At 64.3% G+C, this 18,098-nt stretch carries 18 protein-coding genes and 1 tRNA gene; 13 read left to right on the top strand and 6 right to left on the bottom strand.

The genetic code is table 11. The annotated features are described in order from the left end of the window. Positions 1-3 precede the first annotated feature (3 nt). Positions 4-288: a hypothetical protein gene (locus tag C8K14_RS16060; RefSeq protein WP_107717523.1), complete on the bottom strand. Its 285-nt coding sequence runs from the start codon at positions 286-288 to the stop codon at positions 4-6. Between the two features lie 9 nt (positions 289-297). Then, a complete protein-coding gene (locus C8K14_RS22435) occupies positions 298-633 on the bottom strand; it encodes a hypothetical protein (protein ID WP_133726843.1) in 336 nt (111 codons plus the stop codon). 290 nt (positions 634-923) lie between these two features. Between C8K14_RS22435 and C8K14_RS16050 the strand changes: the two genes are divergently transcribed. The 10 genes from C8K14_RS16050 (at position 924) to C8K14_RS16005 (ending at position 9,717) form a co-directional block, all read left to right on the top strand. After that, positions 924-1,658 (top strand): Bro-N domain-containing protein, encoded by a 735-nt coding sequence (locus C8K14_RS16050; RefSeq protein ID WP_107717519.1) that lies wholly within the window; start codon positions 924-926, stop codon positions 1,656-1,658. Beyond that, positions 1,655-1,870, top strand: coding sequence for a hypothetical protein (locus C8K14_RS16045; protein WP_107717518.1), 216 nt, complete (start codon positions 1,655-1,657; stop codon positions 1,868-1,870). Before C8K14_RS16050 ends, C8K14_RS16045 begins: the two co-directional genes overlap by 4 nt. After that, positions 1,867-4,338, top strand: a complete 2,472-nt coding sequence (locus C8K14_RS16040) for a hypothetical protein (protein ID WP_133726842.1) — start codon at positions 1,867-1,869, stop codon at positions 4,336-4,338. Before C8K14_RS16045 ends, C8K14_RS16040 begins: the two co-directional genes overlap by 4 nt. A gap of 161 nt (positions 4,339-4,499) precedes the next feature. Then, positions 4,500-7,805, top strand: coding sequence for an SGNH/GDSL hydrolase family protein (locus C8K14_RS16035; RefSeq protein ID WP_107717514.1), 3,306 nt, complete (start codon positions 4,500-4,502; stop codon positions 7,803-7,805). Continuing rightward, complete coding sequence (locus C8K14_RS16030) at positions 7,805-7,999, top strand: hypothetical protein (RefSeq protein WP_107717512.1); 195 nt, start codon at positions 7,805-7,807, stop codon at positions 7,997-7,999. Before C8K14_RS16035 ends, C8K14_RS16030 begins: the two co-directional genes overlap by 1 nt. Beyond that, the gene (locus C8K14_RS16025; protein WP_107717510.1) at positions 7,996-8,235 is read left to right on the top strand and encodes a hypothetical protein; all 240 of its coding nucleotides are present in this window, start codon (positions 7,996-7,998) and stop codon (positions 8,233-8,235) included. The genes C8K14_RS16030 and C8K14_RS16025 overlap by 4 nt, the downstream gene beginning before the upstream one ends. A gap of 10 nt (positions 8,236-8,245) precedes the next feature. Next, the gene (locus C8K14_RS16020) at positions 8,246-8,683 is read left to right on the top strand and encodes an N-acetylmuramoyl-L-alanine amidase (protein WP_107717642.1); all 438 of its coding nucleotides are present in this window, start codon (positions 8,246-8,248) and stop codon (positions 8,681-8,683) included. Further along, positions 8,680-8,868 carry a hypothetical protein gene (locus C8K14_RS16015; protein ID WP_107717508.1) on the top strand — a complete coding sequence of 63 codons (189 nt, stop codon included), beginning with the start codon at positions 8,680-8,682 and terminating at the stop codon, positions 8,866-8,868. The genes C8K14_RS16020 and C8K14_RS16015 overlap by 4 nt, the downstream gene beginning before the upstream one ends. Further along, complete coding sequence (locus C8K14_RS16010) at positions 8,865-9,383, top strand: hypothetical protein (RefSeq protein WP_107717506.1); 519 nt, start codon at positions 8,865-8,867, stop codon at positions 9,381-9,383. The genes C8K14_RS16015 and C8K14_RS16010 overlap by 4 nt, the downstream gene beginning before the upstream one ends. Positions 9,384-9,390: 7 nt before the next feature. Beyond that, positions 9,391-9,717 (top strand): hypothetical protein, encoded by a 327-nt coding sequence (locus C8K14_RS16005; protein ID WP_107717504.1) that lies wholly within the window; start codon positions 9,391-9,393, stop codon positions 9,715-9,717. A gap of 118 nt (positions 9,718-9,835) precedes the next feature. Here C8K14_RS16005 and C8K14_RS16000 read toward each other — a convergent pair. Both C8K14_RS16000 and C8K14_RS15995 read right to left on the bottom strand, forming a co-directional pair. Continuing rightward, positions 9,836-9,909 (bottom strand) — tRNA-Gly (locus C8K14_RS16000). A gap of 37 nt (positions 9,910-9,946) precedes the next feature. Continuing rightward, positions 9,947-12,052, bottom strand: coding sequence for a protein-disulfide reductase DsbD domain-containing protein (locus tag C8K14_RS15995; RefSeq protein ID WP_107717502.1), 2,106 nt, complete (start codon positions 12,050-12,052; stop codon positions 9,947-9,949). A gap of 172 nt (positions 12,053-12,224) precedes the next feature. Here C8K14_RS15995 and C8K14_RS15990 point away from each other — a divergent pair, with 172 nt between their 5' ends. The 3 genes from C8K14_RS15990 (at position 12,225) to wecB (ending at position 16,443) form a co-directional block, all read left to right on the top strand. After that, positions 12,225-13,922, top strand: a complete 1,698-nt coding sequence (locus C8K14_RS15990) for an alkaline phosphatase family protein (RefSeq protein WP_062788242.1) — start codon at positions 12,225-12,227, stop codon at positions 13,920-13,922. Then, positions 13,922-15,157, top strand: a complete 1,236-nt coding sequence (locus C8K14_RS15985; RefSeq protein WP_062788243.1) for a UbiH/UbiF/VisC/COQ6 family ubiquinone biosynthesis hydroxylase — start codon at positions 13,922-13,924, stop codon at positions 15,155-15,157. Before C8K14_RS15990 ends, C8K14_RS15985 begins: the two co-directional genes overlap by 1 nt. Before the next feature lie 158 nt (positions 15,158-15,315). Then, positions 15,316-16,443, top strand: a complete 1,128-nt coding sequence (gene wecB, locus C8K14_RS15980; RefSeq protein ID WP_107717638.1) for a non-hydrolyzing UDP-N-acetylglucosamine 2-epimerase — start codon at positions 15,316-15,318, stop codon at positions 16,441-16,443. A gap of 144 nt (positions 16,444-16,587) precedes the next feature. Here the strand turns inward: wecB and C8K14_RS15975 are convergent, their stop codons facing one another. Together C8K14_RS15975 and C8K14_RS22680 are read right to left on the bottom strand one after the other, a co-directional pair. Next, positions 16,588-17,697 (bottom strand): acyltransferase, encoded by a 1,110-nt coding sequence (locus C8K14_RS15975; protein WP_107717500.1) that lies wholly within the window; start codon positions 17,695-17,697, stop codon positions 16,588-16,590. A 180-nt stretch (positions 17,698-17,877) separates the two neighbouring features. Next, a complete protein-coding gene (locus C8K14_RS22680) occupies positions 17,878-18,018 on the bottom strand; it encodes a hypothetical protein (protein WP_158272942.1) in 141 nt (46 codons plus the stop codon). Positions 18,019-18,098 lie beyond the last annotated feature (80 nt).

Genomic DNA, 18,098 nt, shown 5'->3' with positions numbered 1-18,098 from the left:
GGATCAATCAAGCGTCAGCACGAGGGGCAGGCCGTACTCGGCCTTGGCAGCGAAGCCGAGGGTGCCTTCCTGCCCGACAAAGCTGGAAAGCTGGCTGAGCACCATAGCGGCGGTTTCGTGAAGCTGGACCGTGCAGCCGCGGAACGGTGTCGCGCCCGAGTATCCGAACGGTGCGACCCCGTTGAATACCAGCGTGCAGCGGTCGAAACTGCACCCGTCGAAGTAGCAGCCATCGAGCGTGACGGTCACGCCCTCGAAAGCCTCCCCGGCGATCTTGCGCAGGGTCATGGGCGGTGATCAGCCTGCGACCGCAGCGGCCATCGCCTGCTGGCGAATTTGTGCGCGGACACGGAGCATTTGATAGTCAAGTTCCGGGCCAGAATAGCCAATCGACCAACCGCCGTTATTGCTCCACTTGCGCAACGCTTCACGAAAGTCGCCTTCTTCGTGAAAGCATTTCCCGAAGGCTGCCTCAACCACATCTGATGGCTGAGCACGGGCGGACATTTTCCGCGTGTTGATGACGACGCAGTCGCCCCAGGATTGTTGGGCAGCATGCGCTTGCTCAAGGCGCGAAGGTTTCGCCTGCGCAATTGTAGGTATCAGTAAAAGAGCGGCGAACGCACGGCGCATTAATGTCCCCCTTGTTCCGCGAGTCGGTTGCGAGTATAGCGGCGATGACGCGGGGAGTCCCGCGTTAGGGATTAGCCTCCCTGTAATCGAAGGCGCAGCCCGCGCCACACGCCCACGTGTGGGCGCGGTTTTTTATGGTCGGGCGTGTCGCGAGCTCCGCAAGGGGCGCCGTTTCCTTCGAGCGGTAAGGCTAATCGTGGCGCGTCCGGCCACCAAAGGGTCCGCACAATCTGCGGCCCCTTTCCCCGGGGTAGCCTTCCGGGGGCCGGACGATTTCGAAGGAAGTCGTCATGTCTAATGCACTGCTAGCTTACGAGTTCGATGAACATCCTGTCCGGATCGTGATGGTTGCGGGTGATCCTTGGTTTGTGGCCAACGATCTGGCCAAGGCTTTGGGTTACACCCAAGCTCCTCATATGGTCCGAATGCTCGATGACGATGAAAAGGGTATCCACATTGTGGATACCCTTGGTGGGCATCAGGAAATGAACATCATTTCCGAGAGCGGGATGTATGCCGCCGTGCTTAAGAGCCGGCGCGATGAAGCTCGGCGCTTCCGTAAATGGGTCACCTCCGAAGTCCTTCCTGCACTTCGCAAGACGGGCCAGTACCAGATGCACGATCTGGACCCGCCGCCGCTGCAGTCCATCGACCTCGATCCCTCGCGCCTGGTCGCGGGGGTTTCGGTGGTGCGCGAAGCGCGGCGGCTGTGGGGGCCGGCGGCGGCGCGGGCGCTGTGGGCGCAAGTGGGCCTGCCACCGTGCGTGGTGGACAGCGAAGCAGTGTTCGATGGCGATCCCATGGCGGCGCCGCTCAAAGCCTATCTCGCGGATCGCGCGGAAACGACGATCGGGCAGGCCGCCGAAGGCATGGGCATCGATGAACCCGACTGGTCCACCCGCCAGCGCATCGGGCGCCTGCTGGCGATGTGGGGGTGGACCCAGCGCACGCGCAAGATCGGCAAGCGCGCGGCGCGGGTGTTCAGCCGCCCGGCCTCGGCCATGACCATCGAAGGGGAGGCATGATCATGGCCACCCTGCCGATGGATTATGAAACGCGGGCCAATCGCTTTCTGGGCGCGATGGCGTGCGTGGAAAACATGCTGGGCAACACGGTGCCGGGTGCGGTGCTCGATCCCGAGGGCATGGCCTATCTGTTCAACATGCTGGCCGAAGAGGCCAAGGAAGTCGTGCGGCCATCGCGGCTGTGCGCCAACGACGATGATGACGAACCATGAGCATGAAGGAATGCCTGCTCCCGCTGGTCGAGCAGGGCAAGATTACGCGGGAGCAGGCGGACCGGGCGCGCGAGCTCTATGACGAGCTCGCAGAAAACTTCGGGCGCCAGATGGGGCCGGAAGCCGCCGGGGCCATGGCCACGGATGCGGCGCTGAAAGGGTTGGAATATGACCTGGCGCGGCGCAAGATGCTGGCGGCGGTAACGATCCGCACGAGGCAGCGGATCGAGGCGGAAATGGCCGGCTATCGCGGTGGCAATGGCGATGGGCCGATCAACCCCAATGCGGGGCCGGCATTTCTGGGTGGCGATGAATATGCCAGCTATTCGAGCGTGGAGGGGCGCTGGCGCGCTGTGCGTGGGCGTGCGCATGGGCGGATCGACCAAATCCTGGCCGACCATTCATCAAACCTGAAAGGCGATGTGCGCAACCGTGCGCAACTGGAAGATATCGTGCGCGAGGCATTTGGCGAAGATAGTGGCAATGCCAACGCGCGCGAACTGGCCCAGGCATGGGGTACTGGCACCGAAGAATTGCGCCAGCGATACAATGCGGCGGGTGGCGATATCGGCAAGCTTGAAGGATGGGGTCTGCCGCAGAGCCACAACGCGCGGGCAGTGCGCGCGGCGGGCTATGAAGCGTGGCGCGATTTCATCGTGCCGAAGCTCGACCGTCTGAAAATGGTGGACCGTCGCACCGGATTGCCGTTTACCGATGCATCGTTCGAAGCGGCGCTGCGCGATGTGTTTGAGACGATCCGCAGCGAAGGGTGGAACGACCGCAACCCGGGCGGCATGGGGGCATCATCGCTGGCCAACCGGCGCAGCGATGCGCGGTTCCTGGTGTTCAAGAACGCCGACGACTGGATGCGCTATAACGAGACATTTGGCGCCGGATCGGCGTTTGATGCGATGATGGGACATATCGACGGGATGAGCCGCGATATTGCGATGCTGGAAGTGCTGGGGCCGAACCCCAGCAACACCGTGGAATGGATCAAAGACACCATCGTGAGGTCGGCCGAGCTAGATCCGGCGCCGAACAGCAAGGCAGTAGACGCTACGCGCAGTCCGCTGGCAAATATGGATCGGATGTGGCGCGAACTCCAGGGGCTAAACAACCGTGCAGAAAATCGCAGCGTTGCCACGTTCTTTTCCTCATTCCGCTCGATACAGACGGCTGCAAAGTTGGGGAGTGCCATAATTTCGGCGATCACTGATATCGCATTTCAGGATTCGGCGCGGGCCATCAACGGCATGTCGTCTGTACGGATGATCGGGCAGTATTACAGGCTGATGAAGCCCGGAGCAGAAGCCGATCATCGCCTAGCTGTGCGCCTGGGCTTGATCGCGGAGGAATGGTCGAATCGAACGGCCGCCCAAAGCCGTATGCTGAATGAAGAACTTAGCAATGAAGTGTCTCGGCGTTTGGCGGAAGGGGCCTTGCGCGTTCAAGGGCTCGCTCGTTGGACCCAAGCTGGCCGCTGGGCGTTTGGTATGGAGTTGCTCGGCCTTTTGACGGACGAGCGCGGCAAGGCATTTGCGGAACTCGACCCTGTGATCAACAGGCGGATGCAGCGCTATGGCCTGTCGGCCGAGGATTGGGATGCAATCCGGGCCACGCCGCTTGAAACCGATCATCGCGGCGTTGAATGGATCAACCCCAACAATGTGGCAAATCGCGCGCTGGGCGATCGTCTGCTGGAATGGATTGCGCAGGAAGTGGATCATGCCGTGCCGGTGCCAGATTTGCGCACGCGCGCGCAGTTCCATTCGCTCGCGCCCAAGGGCAATCTGCTGGGTGAAGCGGTGCGGTCTGCGTTTCTGTTCAAAAGCTTTGGCGCTTCCATTGCCTTGATGCAGTCGCGGCGGATTATGGCGCAGGGCTGGGCCGGCGGCGCGCGGTACACGGCCAGGCTTTTCACTACAACCATGATCATGGGCGGCCTGACGCTGCTGGCAAAAGATTTGCTGAACGGAAAAGATCCGCGCCGCATGTTCGACAAGCCGCAGTTGTACGACGAAGCCACGGGTGAATTCAAACCCAAGCTGGGGTTCTGGGCGCAAGCGTCTTTGCAAGGTGGCGGATGGGGCATCTTTGGCGATTTCCTTAACAGCGCATCGGACCGGAACGGCAATGGCCTTGGCACCACGGCGCTGGGGCCGGTGTGGGCGACCGGGCAGGATGCCGTGAACGTCTTAACCGCCAAGCACAAAGCCAAGCAGGCCGTCAAAGTGGCGCGTGGCATGCTGCCAGGCGGCTCGCTGTGGTATCTGCGGTTAGCGTTTGACCGTATGGTGACGGACGAAATCAACAAGGCCGTCGATCCGGGATATGCGCAGAGCAATGCCCGCATGGCGAAATTCGCCAAAGATCAAGGAACGCAGTTCTATTGGGCGCCCGGCGAAAAGCTGCCGGGGCGTGCGCCAGACTTCAGCAATGCGGTGGCGCCAGAGCCCGCGCCTTGACGCGATTCGCGGCTTGTGGGAAACAAGCGGCGCCGGACTAGCAGCGATGCCCCGGCGCCCGTGGTGCGGTTCACCCGGCGAGCGGCCGTAAAGCGCCAGAGGCGGCCCCGCGCAGCGGATTAGCCCTTCGCCCATGCAAGCGACATGAGCGGGGCTTTCCTATGACCGTTGGGGTTGAAACCCTTCCGACCAGCTATATCGGCGATGGCGTGACCACCAGCTTTCCGCTGGGGTTCAGCTATAGCAACGCGGCCGATGTGGTCGCGACGGTGGGGCCGACCACGCTGACCGGCGGCTATACCATAGTTGGCGGAAATTGTGTGTTCGACGTGGCGCCCGCAACGGGCGCGGCGATCCTGTTCGATCGCAACACGCCGCTGACCCAGGACGCGGCTTTTGCGGCCAACGGCACTTTCCCTTCGACCGCCTTTGCCAACCAGCTCGACAAGGGTGTGCGGATTGCCCAGGAGCACAAGCAAGAGCTGACGGATATCTATGCCCGTGGGCTGCTGGTGCAAAAGGGCCTCGTGCCGTTGCCGGTGGGCGATCTGTCTGCCGGCGAAGGCAAGGCGCTGGGCATCATCGATGGCGTGCTGGTGCCGGTACCGCATTCCGGCGCCGATGCCGAACGCGCCGCGCTGGATGCCGAAACGGCGCGTGATGCTTCACAGTTGGCGCAGGGGCTGGCGGAAGCCGCCGAGCTGGGAGCCCAGACGGCGCAGGGCCAGGCGGAAGCCGCGCGCGATGCAGCCGGTGTGCAAGCCGGGACGGCAACGGGCCAAGCAATCATTTCGACGGCCGGTGCGAATGCTGCTGCTGCGGCCGCTGCTGCAGTGGGCATTCTGCCCGCAGTTGCCAGCGCCATACCCTACACGGTGACCGGAATTGCGCTTGGTGCTGTGGGTTCTGGTGCGACGGTCAGTGGCGAGTTTGACCTGATCGTGACAGGCGGGCCGCTTGGCCATCGCGCCCGTGTGGTTGTTTCAGGCGGTGCGATCACGCGGGCCTATGTCGTTCCTGGTGCGTCGGGCGTTTCGGCAACCAACACAGCGCCGGTTTACACGCTGCCCGCCATCGCTGGCCTGACCGGTGCAACCGCGCCGACTGCCACGGTTGGCGCCCTGGGCGAAACGCAGACTTTCTGGGCTATGTCGTCCGATTACACGCAGCTGTTGCTGTGGAAGGTGGCGTCTGGCGCGCTGGTGCCTGTGAATGGCCCTGACAGTGTGCAGGTGAAGCAAACGTTGAGCGCCGGGCTGATTGTCATGGGGCTGAGCGTTGCGGCGTTGAACGCAATTATTTCGTCGCTCACTTCCACCCTGGGCGGCTCGTTCACTACCAATGCGACGCTGGGTAGCGGCGGAACGTCGGCCGCGCTCATCGGCACTGTGCCCAGCGATTGCACTGTTGATCAGGTATCGCTGCCGATCATAGCGGCGGGCGCGCTGAACCTTATTCGTGTGCGTAGCCTGGGCGGCAATAGCTATCAGCTGATCGAAAAGGTTCCGGTGGTGGCCGGGACGGCAAATGCCGATAACCTGTTTGCTACCCCGAACTGGCGATTTTCCGCCGGCGATTTCATCGGGTATGAAACTGGCACTGGCACCGTCGGATATTCCACGACGGCGACGGGATACACCGGCATCGGTCTTGGCGCTGCTGTTTCAGGCACGCAAACCTGGACCGCCTATAGCAACCGCCGTTTCGGCGGAACGGCGAGCTATACCGTTCGATCCGTTGCCGTGGGATCAAGCAACCTTTCGGCTGAACTGGAAGCCCGCATCGAAAAGGGCGAGGCGGCCGGCGATAACGTCACGATCACCAACACCACGGTGGGCACGCCAACCGCCGCATGGAATGCCAACCTGGGCGGCCCGGCCGGTTATCAGATCGGATCGGTGCCGGCGGCGTCAAAGGTTACCTCTGTCACGCTGCCGATCAGCAGCACGGGGCCGCTGAACATCTTGCACCTGCGTCCGGCCGGTGGCTTGTCGTTCACGCTGGTGGCCAAATATGCAGCCACTGCGACTGTGGGGAATGCCGACAATACCTTTACCGGCTTCAACGGCGGCGTTGGCATTTCCACGCAGGCGAATGACGTGATCGGATATGAGCTGCTTTCGGGCGGCGCAACGGTCAAGAACATTGGCCCGAACTCCAACACAGCAGTTGGCATCGCGGCAGCCGTATCAGGCACGCAAACCTGGTCGACGTTCGGCCGAACCTATGGCGGCACGTTTGTTTACAAGGTGACAGCTCTTCTGTTGTCGCCGGCGAATGTGGGCGTCGCACTGCAGGGTGCACTTTCCAAGCCGGTGGTCACGTATTCGCAGGGCTTTGGCATTGCCGCGCCGGCAAGCTGGACATTTGGCGGGGCATGGACGCATCCCAGCAATGGTGCCCTGTCTCCCGCCGGCGCGGCCGATATGAGCGTCTATGCCAAGCTGACCCAGGCCAGCCTGTTTCATGACGAAGATCGCGTTATCCGGTTGTGGTTCCAGCCACAGGCAACGGGCAGCAAGTTCGCCTTTGGCTATTGGCGATCGGTGGGGTGGCGCGGCACCCTTGTCGTGGTCGATGATTCCGCCGGCACGATCGGCTTTGCGCAAGCCAACACCAGTGCAGGCGCAGCGCAAGACACATCCTGGACGACGGCGCCCACGGTGGTTGTGAGCGCAGCGATGCCGGCGCTGACGGCCGGGCGTGATTATGTGCTCGAGCTGCGCCGCAACAAGCGCATCAACACGGCCACCATTCGCGACATGGTTACTGGCGCGGTGATCGCCACGCTTTCCGAAGGGTCTAACGATGGCGTGGTGATCAGGCTTTCCGGTCTGCAGTTCGGTTCGCCGTTCTTTGCAGCGATGATCGGACAGACCCTGATCAAGCGTGTATTCGCCAGTTCGGGCCGCAAGAACCCGCGTGCCATGATGATCGGTGATAGCATTACCGAGGGCGTGTTTGACAACAACCTGCTCAACTCGCAGCGCTGGGCGCAGATTACCAAGGATGCGATCGGCGGCAATGCGGTTATCGCTGGCCTATCGGGCAGCACGGCATCGGAAATCGGGCCTCTCTTGCTCAACGAAATTCCGGCGATCAAGCCAGACTGGATCATCGAGGCTTTCGGCACGAATGATCAGAACAGCGGGCTGGCCACGTTCCAGACCAATATCAACCTGCTGGTCAACTATTGTGCTTCGAACGGCATCGGCCTGGCCGTCGCAAAAATCCAGCCCGTGCCAACGCGGGTTTTCGACCAGCTCAATGCGTTTCTCGACACGCTGCCCAATTTCGTGCGGCGCATCCATTTCGATCGGGCGCTGACCACCAACAACGACGGGGTGACGTTCAACAGCACCTATTATGGCAGCGACCCGCTGCATCCCAATTCGACCGGCCATGCATTGATGGCGGCGCGAGTGCGCGCGGACTTGCCGGAAATCTTCGATCTGGCGGTGGCGTGATGGTCGGCCTGATCATCCTTGCCGCCCTCTGGCTGCTGGCGCTGGCTTGGACGGCGTTGACCACGCTGCACGTGATCGCGTTGCGCCCTGATCAGGTGGCGTCCCGCATCGAGCGCCTATCACGGCTTTGGCCGCTTACGGGTGCGGTGCCGCTAGCGCTGCTTACCATCGCGCTTGCCGGGTGGCGCTCATGAACCCCTCCGAAATCCATCGAGACCTGGGCCGCATGGAAGGACGCCTCGACGCCGTGGAAGATCGCCTGACGAAAATAGAGGTGGTCCTCGAGCGGATCGATCGGCGCATGGCCCGGATCGAAGAGACCGAGGCCAAGCGCAAGGGTGGCTGGGCCGTCCTCGTCACGGTGGCATCGCTCATCGCCTCGTTCGTGGCGGCCATGTTCGGGCTGCTGGTCAGCCATTTCTTGAAGTGAGGTGACCCTGATGCCAAAGCCGCTTGGACCGATCCGCTTTCTGACCGTGCATTGCACGGCCACGCCCGAAGGCCGCGACAACACGGCGGCCGAAGTGACGCGGTGGGATATCGCCCGCTTTGGCCAGCCCAGTTATCACTGGGTGATCGAGCTGGATGGCGATGCCGTGGCCACGCTGCCCGATACGCAGCTGGGCGCGCACACCGCGCTCCACAACACCGGTAATATCGGCATCAGCTATGTTGGCGGGACTGAAACCCTCAACGCCGGCGGCAAGCCCAAGGATACGCGCACGCCGGCGCAGCGCGCCACCCTGGCGCGCCTCATCCGGCAGTACCAGGCCAAGGCGCTGGGGCTGATCGTGCGCGGGCATCGCGACTGGCCGAACGTGGCCAAGGCCTGCCCCTCGTTCGACGTGGCGGCATGGATCAAGGGAGGCATGCAATGAACGAACAGCATAGCCTGATCGCATTTCTGGCGACGCTGGCCGCGATCGTGGTGCTTGTCCTGGTGGGCGCCTGGATGGCCGGGCAGGGCAAGAACGCCGAAGCGTTGGGGATTGGCGCGGCGGTTACCGGCCTGATCGGGGTAATCGGCACGTTCCGCCCTCGCACGCCGCAGGTGCAATCATGACGTGGCTGGTTGTTGGCCGCGTGATGTCCTGGCTGCGCCATGTGCTGGCGCCGGCATTGCTGCCGATCGCCGCGCTGTTGGTAGTGGCACTCGCTGTGCAAACCGTGCGCCTGCATCATGCGAAAGCCGATCTGGCGCGGGCGAAGGCCGATCTTGTCGCCATCAAGGATGCCCAAGTCACGGCCACCAAGCAGTGGCAGGATGCCGTGCAACACCAAGAAGCGGCCTCGCGCATGAAGGCGGCCGTGGGAGAAACCGAACATGAAAAAGAAGTGGATGCGGCGCGCGCTGCCGGCGCTGCTTATGGCGCTACTCACCGCGTGTGCCCCTCGGCCGCTGGCCGTGATGCCGGCAGCGCCCCCGCCGCCGCCGCGCCTGGCGATCCCGGCATTCGCGAAAGCGTGCCCGACGGTTCCGTCGTGGTATCCGCCGGGGACGTGCAAGCCTGCTCCAGCACCGCAGCCTACGCCGTAGCGCTGCACAACTGGCTGGTCGACCAGCCCAACCAACAGTGAGGTTTTGATGAGCGACCAAACCGAAGACGCCGCGATCGGCCCCGCGCTGGCGGTGCTGACCAACCACGATGAAGCGGCCCAGGCCGAAGCGGCCGAGCTGGGCTTTGCGCCGCCGCCCGTGGAATATGATCCGCCTGTGCCGGAATTGCCCGCAAACGGGCCTTCCAGCGATGCGCCGCCCGCGAGCGGTGCAGGTGAGGGTGAAGGCGCCAGCGGCGCTGACAGCGGCGCGCAGGGCGACAGCGAGCCGCCTGCGGGCACCGAGGGGGGGCAGGTGCCTAGCGAAGCGGGTGGCTCTGGTTCCGCTGACGGCGAATCGCCGCCGTCGCCCTAAGCGGGGGCGAGCTTACAAAAAGGGCCGGTGGGGAAACCCGCCGGCCTTTTTGTTGGAATGGTTGTTGGAACGATGTTGGAAGGTTTGCCCTCCACGCGCTCTAAACAACTGAAAACATTGGAGCGGGTGAAGGGAATCGAACCCTCGTATTCAGCTTGGGAAGCTGCTGCTCTACCATTGAGCTACACCCGCTCGGGTGCGGCGCGATTGCCACAGGGGGGCGGGGCGGTCAACCGTCTTGTTTGGCGCCTGCGGCAAGGTCGGGCAGGGTCTGCGGGGTCAGCACCTGGGGCAGCTTGGTGGGGGTTGCGGCGCCCGGTGCATACCACAGGTAAAGCGGCACGCCCGCCGCGCCCTGGGCTGTCAGGAAGGTGGTGATCGCCGGGTCGGCCCGCGTCCAATCGCCCACGATCACCTGCACGCCGGCCTTGGCAAAGGCCTTGGCGGTCGTGTCGCGATCGATCGCCACGCTTTCGTTGACCTTGCACGACAAGCACCAGTCTGCGGTGAAATAGAGGAAAACCGGCTTGCCGCTGGCGCGCGCGCGGTCGAGTGCGGCTTGGCTGAACGGTTGCGTGCCGGGCAGGCCTTCGCTTTGTGCCGCAGGCTTTGCGGCAAGGCGCGGGGCGCCGAGCAGGGCTGCGGCGATGAGCGCGATTGCGACAGGCGCCAGCCAGGCCAGCACGGCGCGGCCCTGTCGCCGCTGCCGTTCGGCCACGACCAGCACGATCAGCAGCGCCACGGCGAGGGCGAGCGCCGCGCCCATCAGGCCAAGGCCACCCTGGCGCCAGGCCAGCCACAGCAGCGCCGCCACCGTCAGCCCCATGGGCACGGACATGGCGCGACGGAAGCGGTCCATCCATGGCCCGGGGCGCGGCAGGATGCGGCGCAGCGGCGGCACGAAGCCGATCAGCAGGAACGGCAGCGCCAGGCCCAGGCCCAGCGCGGCAAACACGGCGAGCCCCGCCACTGGCGGCAGAACCAGCGCCACGCCCATGGCCGCCGCCATGAACGGCCCGGTGCACGGCGTCGCCACGAAGGCCGCGAGCAGCCCGGTGCCAAAGGCGCCGCCCACGGTGCCGGCACTGGCACCGCTGCGCGAGACGGACAGCCCCGGCAGTTCATAGAGCCCGGCAAAGTTTGCCGTGATCGCCGTCGCCAGCAAGACCAGCAAGGTCACCACGCCCGGATTCTGCAACTGGAATGCCCAGCCCACCTGCGCCCCGCCGGCGCGTAAGGCCAGCAGTGCGGCGCCCAGCGCGAGGCAGGCCAGGATCACCCCGGCGCTATAGGCCAGCCCTTCGGCCTGGGCATGCCGGCTGTTGCCACGTGCCAGCGCCATGGCCTTGAGGCTGAGGATCGGGAACACGCAGGGCATGATGTTGAGCACCAGCCCGCCGGCCAAGGCGCCGAGCATGGCGAGGACCAGCGTGCGCCACGAAAACGCGGCCTGTCCGCTGCCCCCGATCGGCGTGCCGCCCTTGGGCACCGCGCCGGGCACGGCCGTGATCGCCAGACCGCCAGCGCCAGGGCCCAACGCCAGCACGCCAGATATGCTTTGCGGATGCTCGGCCATGGCGCCCTTGGCCCGCGCCAGGGTGACGATCAGCCAATCGCCCTGTCGGGCAAAGGCCTGGGGCGCGGCATAATCGATCACGCCCTGGCCAGCGATGAAGAAGTGCGGATCGGCAATGCGCGCGGTGGCAGGGAAGGGGATGGCGAGCGCGAGGCCGGTGGGCGTTGCCTCAAACTTCCCCTGCTGGTCGAGCCGTGCCGGCAGGGCGGCGCGCCACGCGGCAAAGCGGGCGTCCTTGGGGCCATCGCCCACGGCGATCGTGCCCATCAGGCTGGCGCGTTCGGGCACGCAGATCTGGTTGGTGCAGGCCAGCCACTGCGCCTTGGCGCTGACCGGCAGGGTGCTGCCCGGCTGCGCATCAGTTGGCACCGTCACCGGCACCAGCACGGCATAGGCCTGTTCATAGACGTGGTTCATCAATCCCTGCAGGACCAGGGTCTGCGGCACGGGAAACTGCAGGTCGCCAGCCTTGGCCCCGGCCGGCAGGCTCCAGTCGAGCGACAGCGGCAGGCCAGCGTCGCCCGGATTGGTCCAATAGCCGTGCCAGCCCGCCTCTGGCTGCATCAGCACGGCCATCGTCACGGTCTGGCCCGGTTGGGCGGGCCCCTCCGCCAGCAGCGTGGCGCGGATATGCGGGGCGCTGCCGCTTTCGTTCTGGGCCTGGAGCGGCTGGGCGCCGAGCAGGGCCATCGGCAAGAGCCACAAGACTGCAACAATTGCGCGCAATGGCGGGGTCAGTTGCGCCAGGGCGCCCGTCATGCTCTTCCAGAATCGCTGCAACAGGGGCACACGCTCTCCGTTTCCGGCGCGAAAGATCATTCTAACGCCCGCGCGATGTAAGGCACATGGCCGGCGCCGTCCAGAACGCCTCTTGGTGAATACCCCAAGGGCGGGATGGACAAGGCCGGCGGCATTCCGTTGAGGTAACTTCATGCGAAACAAACCGGTCCTGACATCCGCCCTGATCACCCTTGCGGCAACCCTGGTGATGGCGCCCGCCACGTCCATCGCCGCGCCAGCCGCCGCGCCGCAGCCTGCCGCCGCGCCGGCACCCAGCGCCGCCGTCACCACGCCGCCGCGCTTGGTGATCGCACTGGCGATGGACCAGTTCTCGGCCGATCTGTTTGCCGAATATCGCAGCCACTTCACCGGCGGCCTGGCGCGGCTGGCCAGCGGCGCGGTGTTCCCGGCCGGCTATCAAAGCCATGCCGCTACCGAAACCTGCCCCGGCCACTCCACCCTGCTCACCGGCAATCGCCCGGCCCACACCGGCATCATCGCCAATACCTGGATCGATCAATCCGCCGCGCGGGCCAAGAAAGAGGTCTATTGCGCCGAGGATGAAACCCGCGCTGCCGCCGATCCCAAGGACTACGTCGCCAGCGTCGGCCACCTTCTGGTGCCTACCCTGGGCGAGCGGATGAAGCAGCAGTGGCCGGCCGCGCGCAACGTGGCGGTTTCGGGCAAGGACCGCGCCGCCCTGATGATGGGCGGCCATGTGATCGACCAGGTGTGGTGGTGGAAGAACAACGGCTTCGTCACGCTCGATGGCCGGGCCGGCATTCCCGCCGCCGCGCAGGAAAATGCCACCGTGGCCAAGCTCCTCGCCAAGGGCGCCCCGGCGCTGCCGCTGCCGGCGTTCTGCGCGGCGCGCGAAGGCGCGGTGCAGGCTGGCAGTGCCACGGTCGGTACTGGGCATTTCGCCCTGGCGGCGGGCGATACCACGGCGTTCCGTGCCTCGCCCCGCCTCGATCAGGCGACGCTCGATCTCGCGCTCAAGCTGGTGGACGCGATGAAGCTGGGCAAGGGCCCGGCGCCCGACATGCTCGCCGTCAGCCTCTCGGCAACCGATTACGTGGGCCACAGCACCGGCACGCAGGGGCCGGAAATGTGCATCCAACTGGCCACTGTCGACCAGGCGCTGGGCGCGTTCTTTGCCGCGCTCGATGCGCGCGGCATCGATTACGGCGTGGTGCTTTCGGCCGACCATGGCGGCTTTGACATGCCCGAGCGACAAAACCGCGAGGCGATGCCGCAGGTCGCCCGCGCCGAGATGGCGCTATCGCCCAAGGCCTTGAGCGAAAAGGTCGCGGCCAAGCTCGGCTTGCCGGCCAAGGGCCTGATCCTGGGCGATGGCACTGCCGGCGATTTCTGGGTCGATGCCGCGCTGCCCGATGCGGAAAAGACCACCGTGGTGGAAACTGCCCGTGCCATCCTGCTGGCCCACCCGCAGGTGGCCGCCGTGTTCACCGCCCCCGAAATCGCCGCGACGCCGATGCCGTCCGGCTCGCCCGAAACCTGGAGCCTGATCCAGCGCGCCCGCGCTTCGTTCTATGGTCCGCGCTCGGGCGATTTCGTGGTGATGCTCAAGCGCGGGGTCATGGCGCTGCCGCAACCGGGGCCGGGCTATGTCGCCACCCATGGTTCGCCGTGGGATTATGACCGCCGCGTGCCGATCCTGTTCTGGCGCAAGGGCATGACCGGGTTTGAACAGCCTTCGCCCGTTGAAACAGTGGACATTGCCCCCACCCTTTCGGCATGGATCAATTTGCCGGCGCCGCAAGGCGCCTATGACGGTCGCTGCCTTGATCTCGATCCGGGGCCGGGCAGTACCTGTGGAGTGAAGTGATGAACGACGTGGCGGCAGAGCAGGCCCTTTCGGGCGACGTGGTGATCCTGGGCGGCGGCCTTGTCGGCATGACGCTGGCGATCGGCCTCGCCAAGCAGGGCCTGTCCAGCCTGGTGGTCGATTCCTCCGATCCGGCGGCGCAAACCGCCGCCGGGTTCGACGGGCGCGCCTCGGCCATCTCTACCGCCAGCTGGAACCTCTATACCAACCTCGGCATGGCCGAGGCGCTGGCTCCCAAGGGCTGCCCGATCGATGCCATCGCCGTGACCGACAGCATGAAGCCCGGCCGCATCGATTTCCGCCCCGGCGCGGAAGAGGGCTCGCTGGGCCGCATGTATGCCAACCGCGATCTGCGCATGGCGATGTACGAGGCGGCTGCGCGGGAAAGCCTGATCACCTTCCTGCCCAATGCCCAGGTTGCCACGCGCGAACGCGGCGATCACGGCGTGTCGGTTACCCTCGCCGATGGCCGCCTGCTCAAGGGCAGCCTGCTGGTGGCCGCCGAAGGGCGCCGCAGCCCCACCCGCGATGAAGCAGGCTTTACCCCGGCACGCTGGGACTATGGCCATCGCGCCATCATCGCCGGGCTGACCCATGAACGCAGCCACGAGAACACTGCCTGGGAAATCTTCTATCCCGCCGGTCCCTTCGCGCTGCTGCCCCTGCTGGACGAGGCTGATGGCACGCACCGTAGCGCCTTGGTGTGGACCGTGGCGGAAAAGGATGCCGCCGGGGTTCTCGCCCTGGGCGAAGCTGCCTTCCTGGCAGAGGTGGACAAGCGCATGGGCGGCGTGTTCGGCAAGATCGCGCTCAACGGCCCGCGCTCGTCCTATCCGCTCAATTTCCACCATACCGCCAAAATCGTCGATCATCGCCTGGCGCTGGTGGGCGATGCTGCACACGGCATGCATCCGATCGCCGGGCAGGGCCTCAATGTCGGCCTGCGCGATGTCGCCGCGCTGGTAGAGGTCTTGGCCGAAGGTGCGCGGCTGGGTCTGGAGCCGGGCGACGCGCAGTTGCTCGCACGCTATGAACGCTGGCGCGCCGCCGATACCTTCATGGTTGCGGCTGCCACGGACGTGCTCACCCGCCTGTTCGGCCTGCGCGGGCGCCTGCCCAGCATGGTACGCCGCTTCGGTATGGCCGGCGTGCAGCGCCTGCCCACGCTCAAGCGCTGGTTCATGGATGAGGCGCGCGGCATGAGTGGCAAGCTGCCAGACCTGCTCAAGGCCTGAGCCATATGGGGTGATCTTTGCCTGCCCTGGCTGCGCGCCGGGGCAGGCATGCCCTGTCACCGGCGCCCGGTCTGGCCCTAGCGGCTCCAGATCCGATATAGTCCTTACGTGCGGCCCCTTATCCGGCGCTTAAGATTCGCCCTATAAAGCGCAGCATGATGACCCAGCGCACCCCCAAAACCATCCTCCTCGTCTTCGGCACCCGGCCCGAGGCCATCAAGATGTTTCCCGTGGTGAACGCCCTGCGCGCCGATCCGCGCTTTCGCGTGGTCACCTGCGTCACCGCGCAGCATCGCGGCATGCTGGACCAGGTGCTGGCGATTGCCGGCATCATTCCCGATCACGATCTCGATCTGATGCGTCCCAACCAGACGCTCGACGGGCTCACCGCCGCGCTATTGACCGAAATCGGCAAGGTGATGGACGCGGAAAAGCCCGATTGGGTGGTGGTTCAGGGCGATACCGCGACGGCCATGGCAGGGGCCCTGGCGGCCTATTATCGCAAGATCGCGGTGGCCCATGTCGAGGCTGGCCTGCGCAGCCACAATATCTATCACCCCTGGCCCGAAGAGGTGAACCGCAAGATCATCGGCACCATCGCCGCGCTGCATTTCGCCCCTACAGAGACGGCGGCCGACGCGCTGCGCGCTGAAAATGTCGCTCCCGCCACGATCCACGTCACCGGCAACACCGTGATCGATGCGCTGCACTGGGTCACCGCCAGGATCACGGCCGAACCGGGCCTAGCGAGTGGCCTCACCGCCCTGGAAAGCCGCTTTGCCGGCAAGCGCCTGATCGGCGTGACCAGCCACCGCCGCGAAAACTTCGGCGGCGGGCTTGAGGCGATTGCCCAGGCGATCCGCACCCTGGCGGCCCGGCCCGACGTTGCCCTGATCTTTCCCGTGCACCCCAATCCCAACGTGCGCGCCGTGATGGATGCAGCGCTTGCCGGCCTGGCCAATGTCGCCCTGATCGAGCCGCTGGACTATCCCCATTTCGCCCGCCTCCTGGCAATCAGCGAGATCATGCTGACCGACAGCGGCGGTGTGCAGGAAGAAGCCCCGGCGCTGGGCAAGCCCGTGCTGGTGATGCGCGAAACCACCGAGCGGCCCGAGGGCGTCGCTGCCGGCACCGCCAAACTGGTGGGCACCGATGCCGCGCGCATCGTGGCCGAGGCCAGCACCCTGCTCGACGATCCCGCCGCCTATGCCGCGATGGCCCGCGCCCACAACCCCTTCGGCGACGGCCATGCCGCCGCGCGCATCACGGCGCTCTTGGCGGGCTGAAGTGGGAAGCGCGCCGGGCGGGGCTGCCGGTGGCGAGGTTTCCAAACGTGCGGCGAAGAACGGGTGTGAGGCGAACTGCGGCTCCAGGAAGAGCTGCGCTTTCCGGCTTCACACCTGCCGGTCATCCCCGTTTGCCTATTCTTTTCAGGCAGGGGAAGGCTGTGGAAGGCGGTGCATAATCGCGGCGCGCAAGTGCTTTCTAAGCGGCACGTCGACCCAGGAATGAAACATCAGCGCAATGGCGATCGCCACAAAGGCAAAGGCAATTCCGGTGTACGGCGCGTATGGATCGAGATAGGCCCCAAACGCAACATGGCTGATCTGATAGAGGGGCGAGTGCAGGGCATATAGGGGGAAGGATATCTCTCCCAACAGCATCATTGCACCCAGAATCTTTCCTTTTACCGATATGCGGACCGAAAAATATACGATCAGCGGGAAGAGTATTGCCACTGCAAAGAGGCCATACATGGCTTCAAACCTGGCGTCGATTGCCACCACTTGAATTGCGATCGAGGCGCAAATCGCAGCCACGGCAAGCAATGGGCTGTCATAAGTGCGTCGATTGCTGTTTCGCAAATCAAGCCGATAGATCAGAACGCCGACCAGAAAAGAAAAAAGCACCCGGGGAAACCCGAATAGGAATGTCTTTTTTCCCCAGCCTAGATCCATCGCTTTGGGTGAGGTGGTGGCGCCATATATTAGGATCAGCAGTGACAAGATCGTGATGATGACCATCGTCCGGTTGTTCAGAATTTTTACAAACTTTGCATAGAAAAAGTTGGCAAAAAACTCGAAAAACAAAGACCAGGATGGATTGTTGAGCGGATAGGGCGGCAGCCCCCTCACAGGGAGAGGCAGCATGACCAGCGCAAGAATTACGGATAGCGCCAGAATGTTGTTCTGCACCGTTCCGGTAAGGAAAAGTGCCACGAGGCCGATAAGGCTGCCGATCAGGTACAGCGGAAAAATGCGAATGACGCGCAGCACCGCAAACTCTTTGAAACTCATCCTTTCGGAAGTGAGCTTTTGTTCATAGGAGTTCGCGATGACAAAACCGCTGAGCACAAAAAACAGGTCGACGGCGAGATAGCTCATCTGGAAATTGATGGGTGGCCCGTATGTAGGGATATGGCGGAATAGCACCAGTATGGCGGCCGCCCCACGCAAGCCTTCCAAAACCGGATAAAATTTCTTGCCACCTGGTATCCGAACGTCGCCGGATTCCGCTGCCCCGTTCGATATCGCCCCCATGAATTTCCCCGTGCCAAGCGCAACAAATGATTTAAATCCGAAACGAATTAATCATTCGCGAAAAATGCTGCAATGCGCAAGGAAATGCGGGATCGGTCTGCCTTGTTTTTTCGAATCAAGGATGGACGATGGTTTGGCCCAGGTCAGAGGGAAACGTCATCTTGCCCGGGCGGCAGAGCGCTATTTCCGCCGGTTGCGCCAGATCATCACGCCCGCCACCGGGAGAGCGATTGCTACAGCGACCAGCGCAGCAACCTTCGCAGCGGCGAGGGCAATTCCCGAAAGCAGGAACAGCACGATTTCCAGCGTGGCTTTCAACATGGGCGGGGCAAGCAGCGCTGCTTCCTGCGGCAACGGGGGAAGGGCGCAGCCTGTGCCCGGCAAACCTGAAACTGCCACGC

The sequence above is a fragment of the Novosphingobium sp. GV079 genome (assembly GCF_003058045.1).
GTDB classification, from domain to species: Bacteria; Pseudomonadota; Alphaproteobacteria; order Sphingomonadales; family Sphingomonadaceae; genus Novosphingobium; species Novosphingobium capsulatum.
The sequence above is the reverse complement of the archived record's forward strand: the minus strand, read 5'-3'. Positions and strand labels throughout refer to the sequence as shown.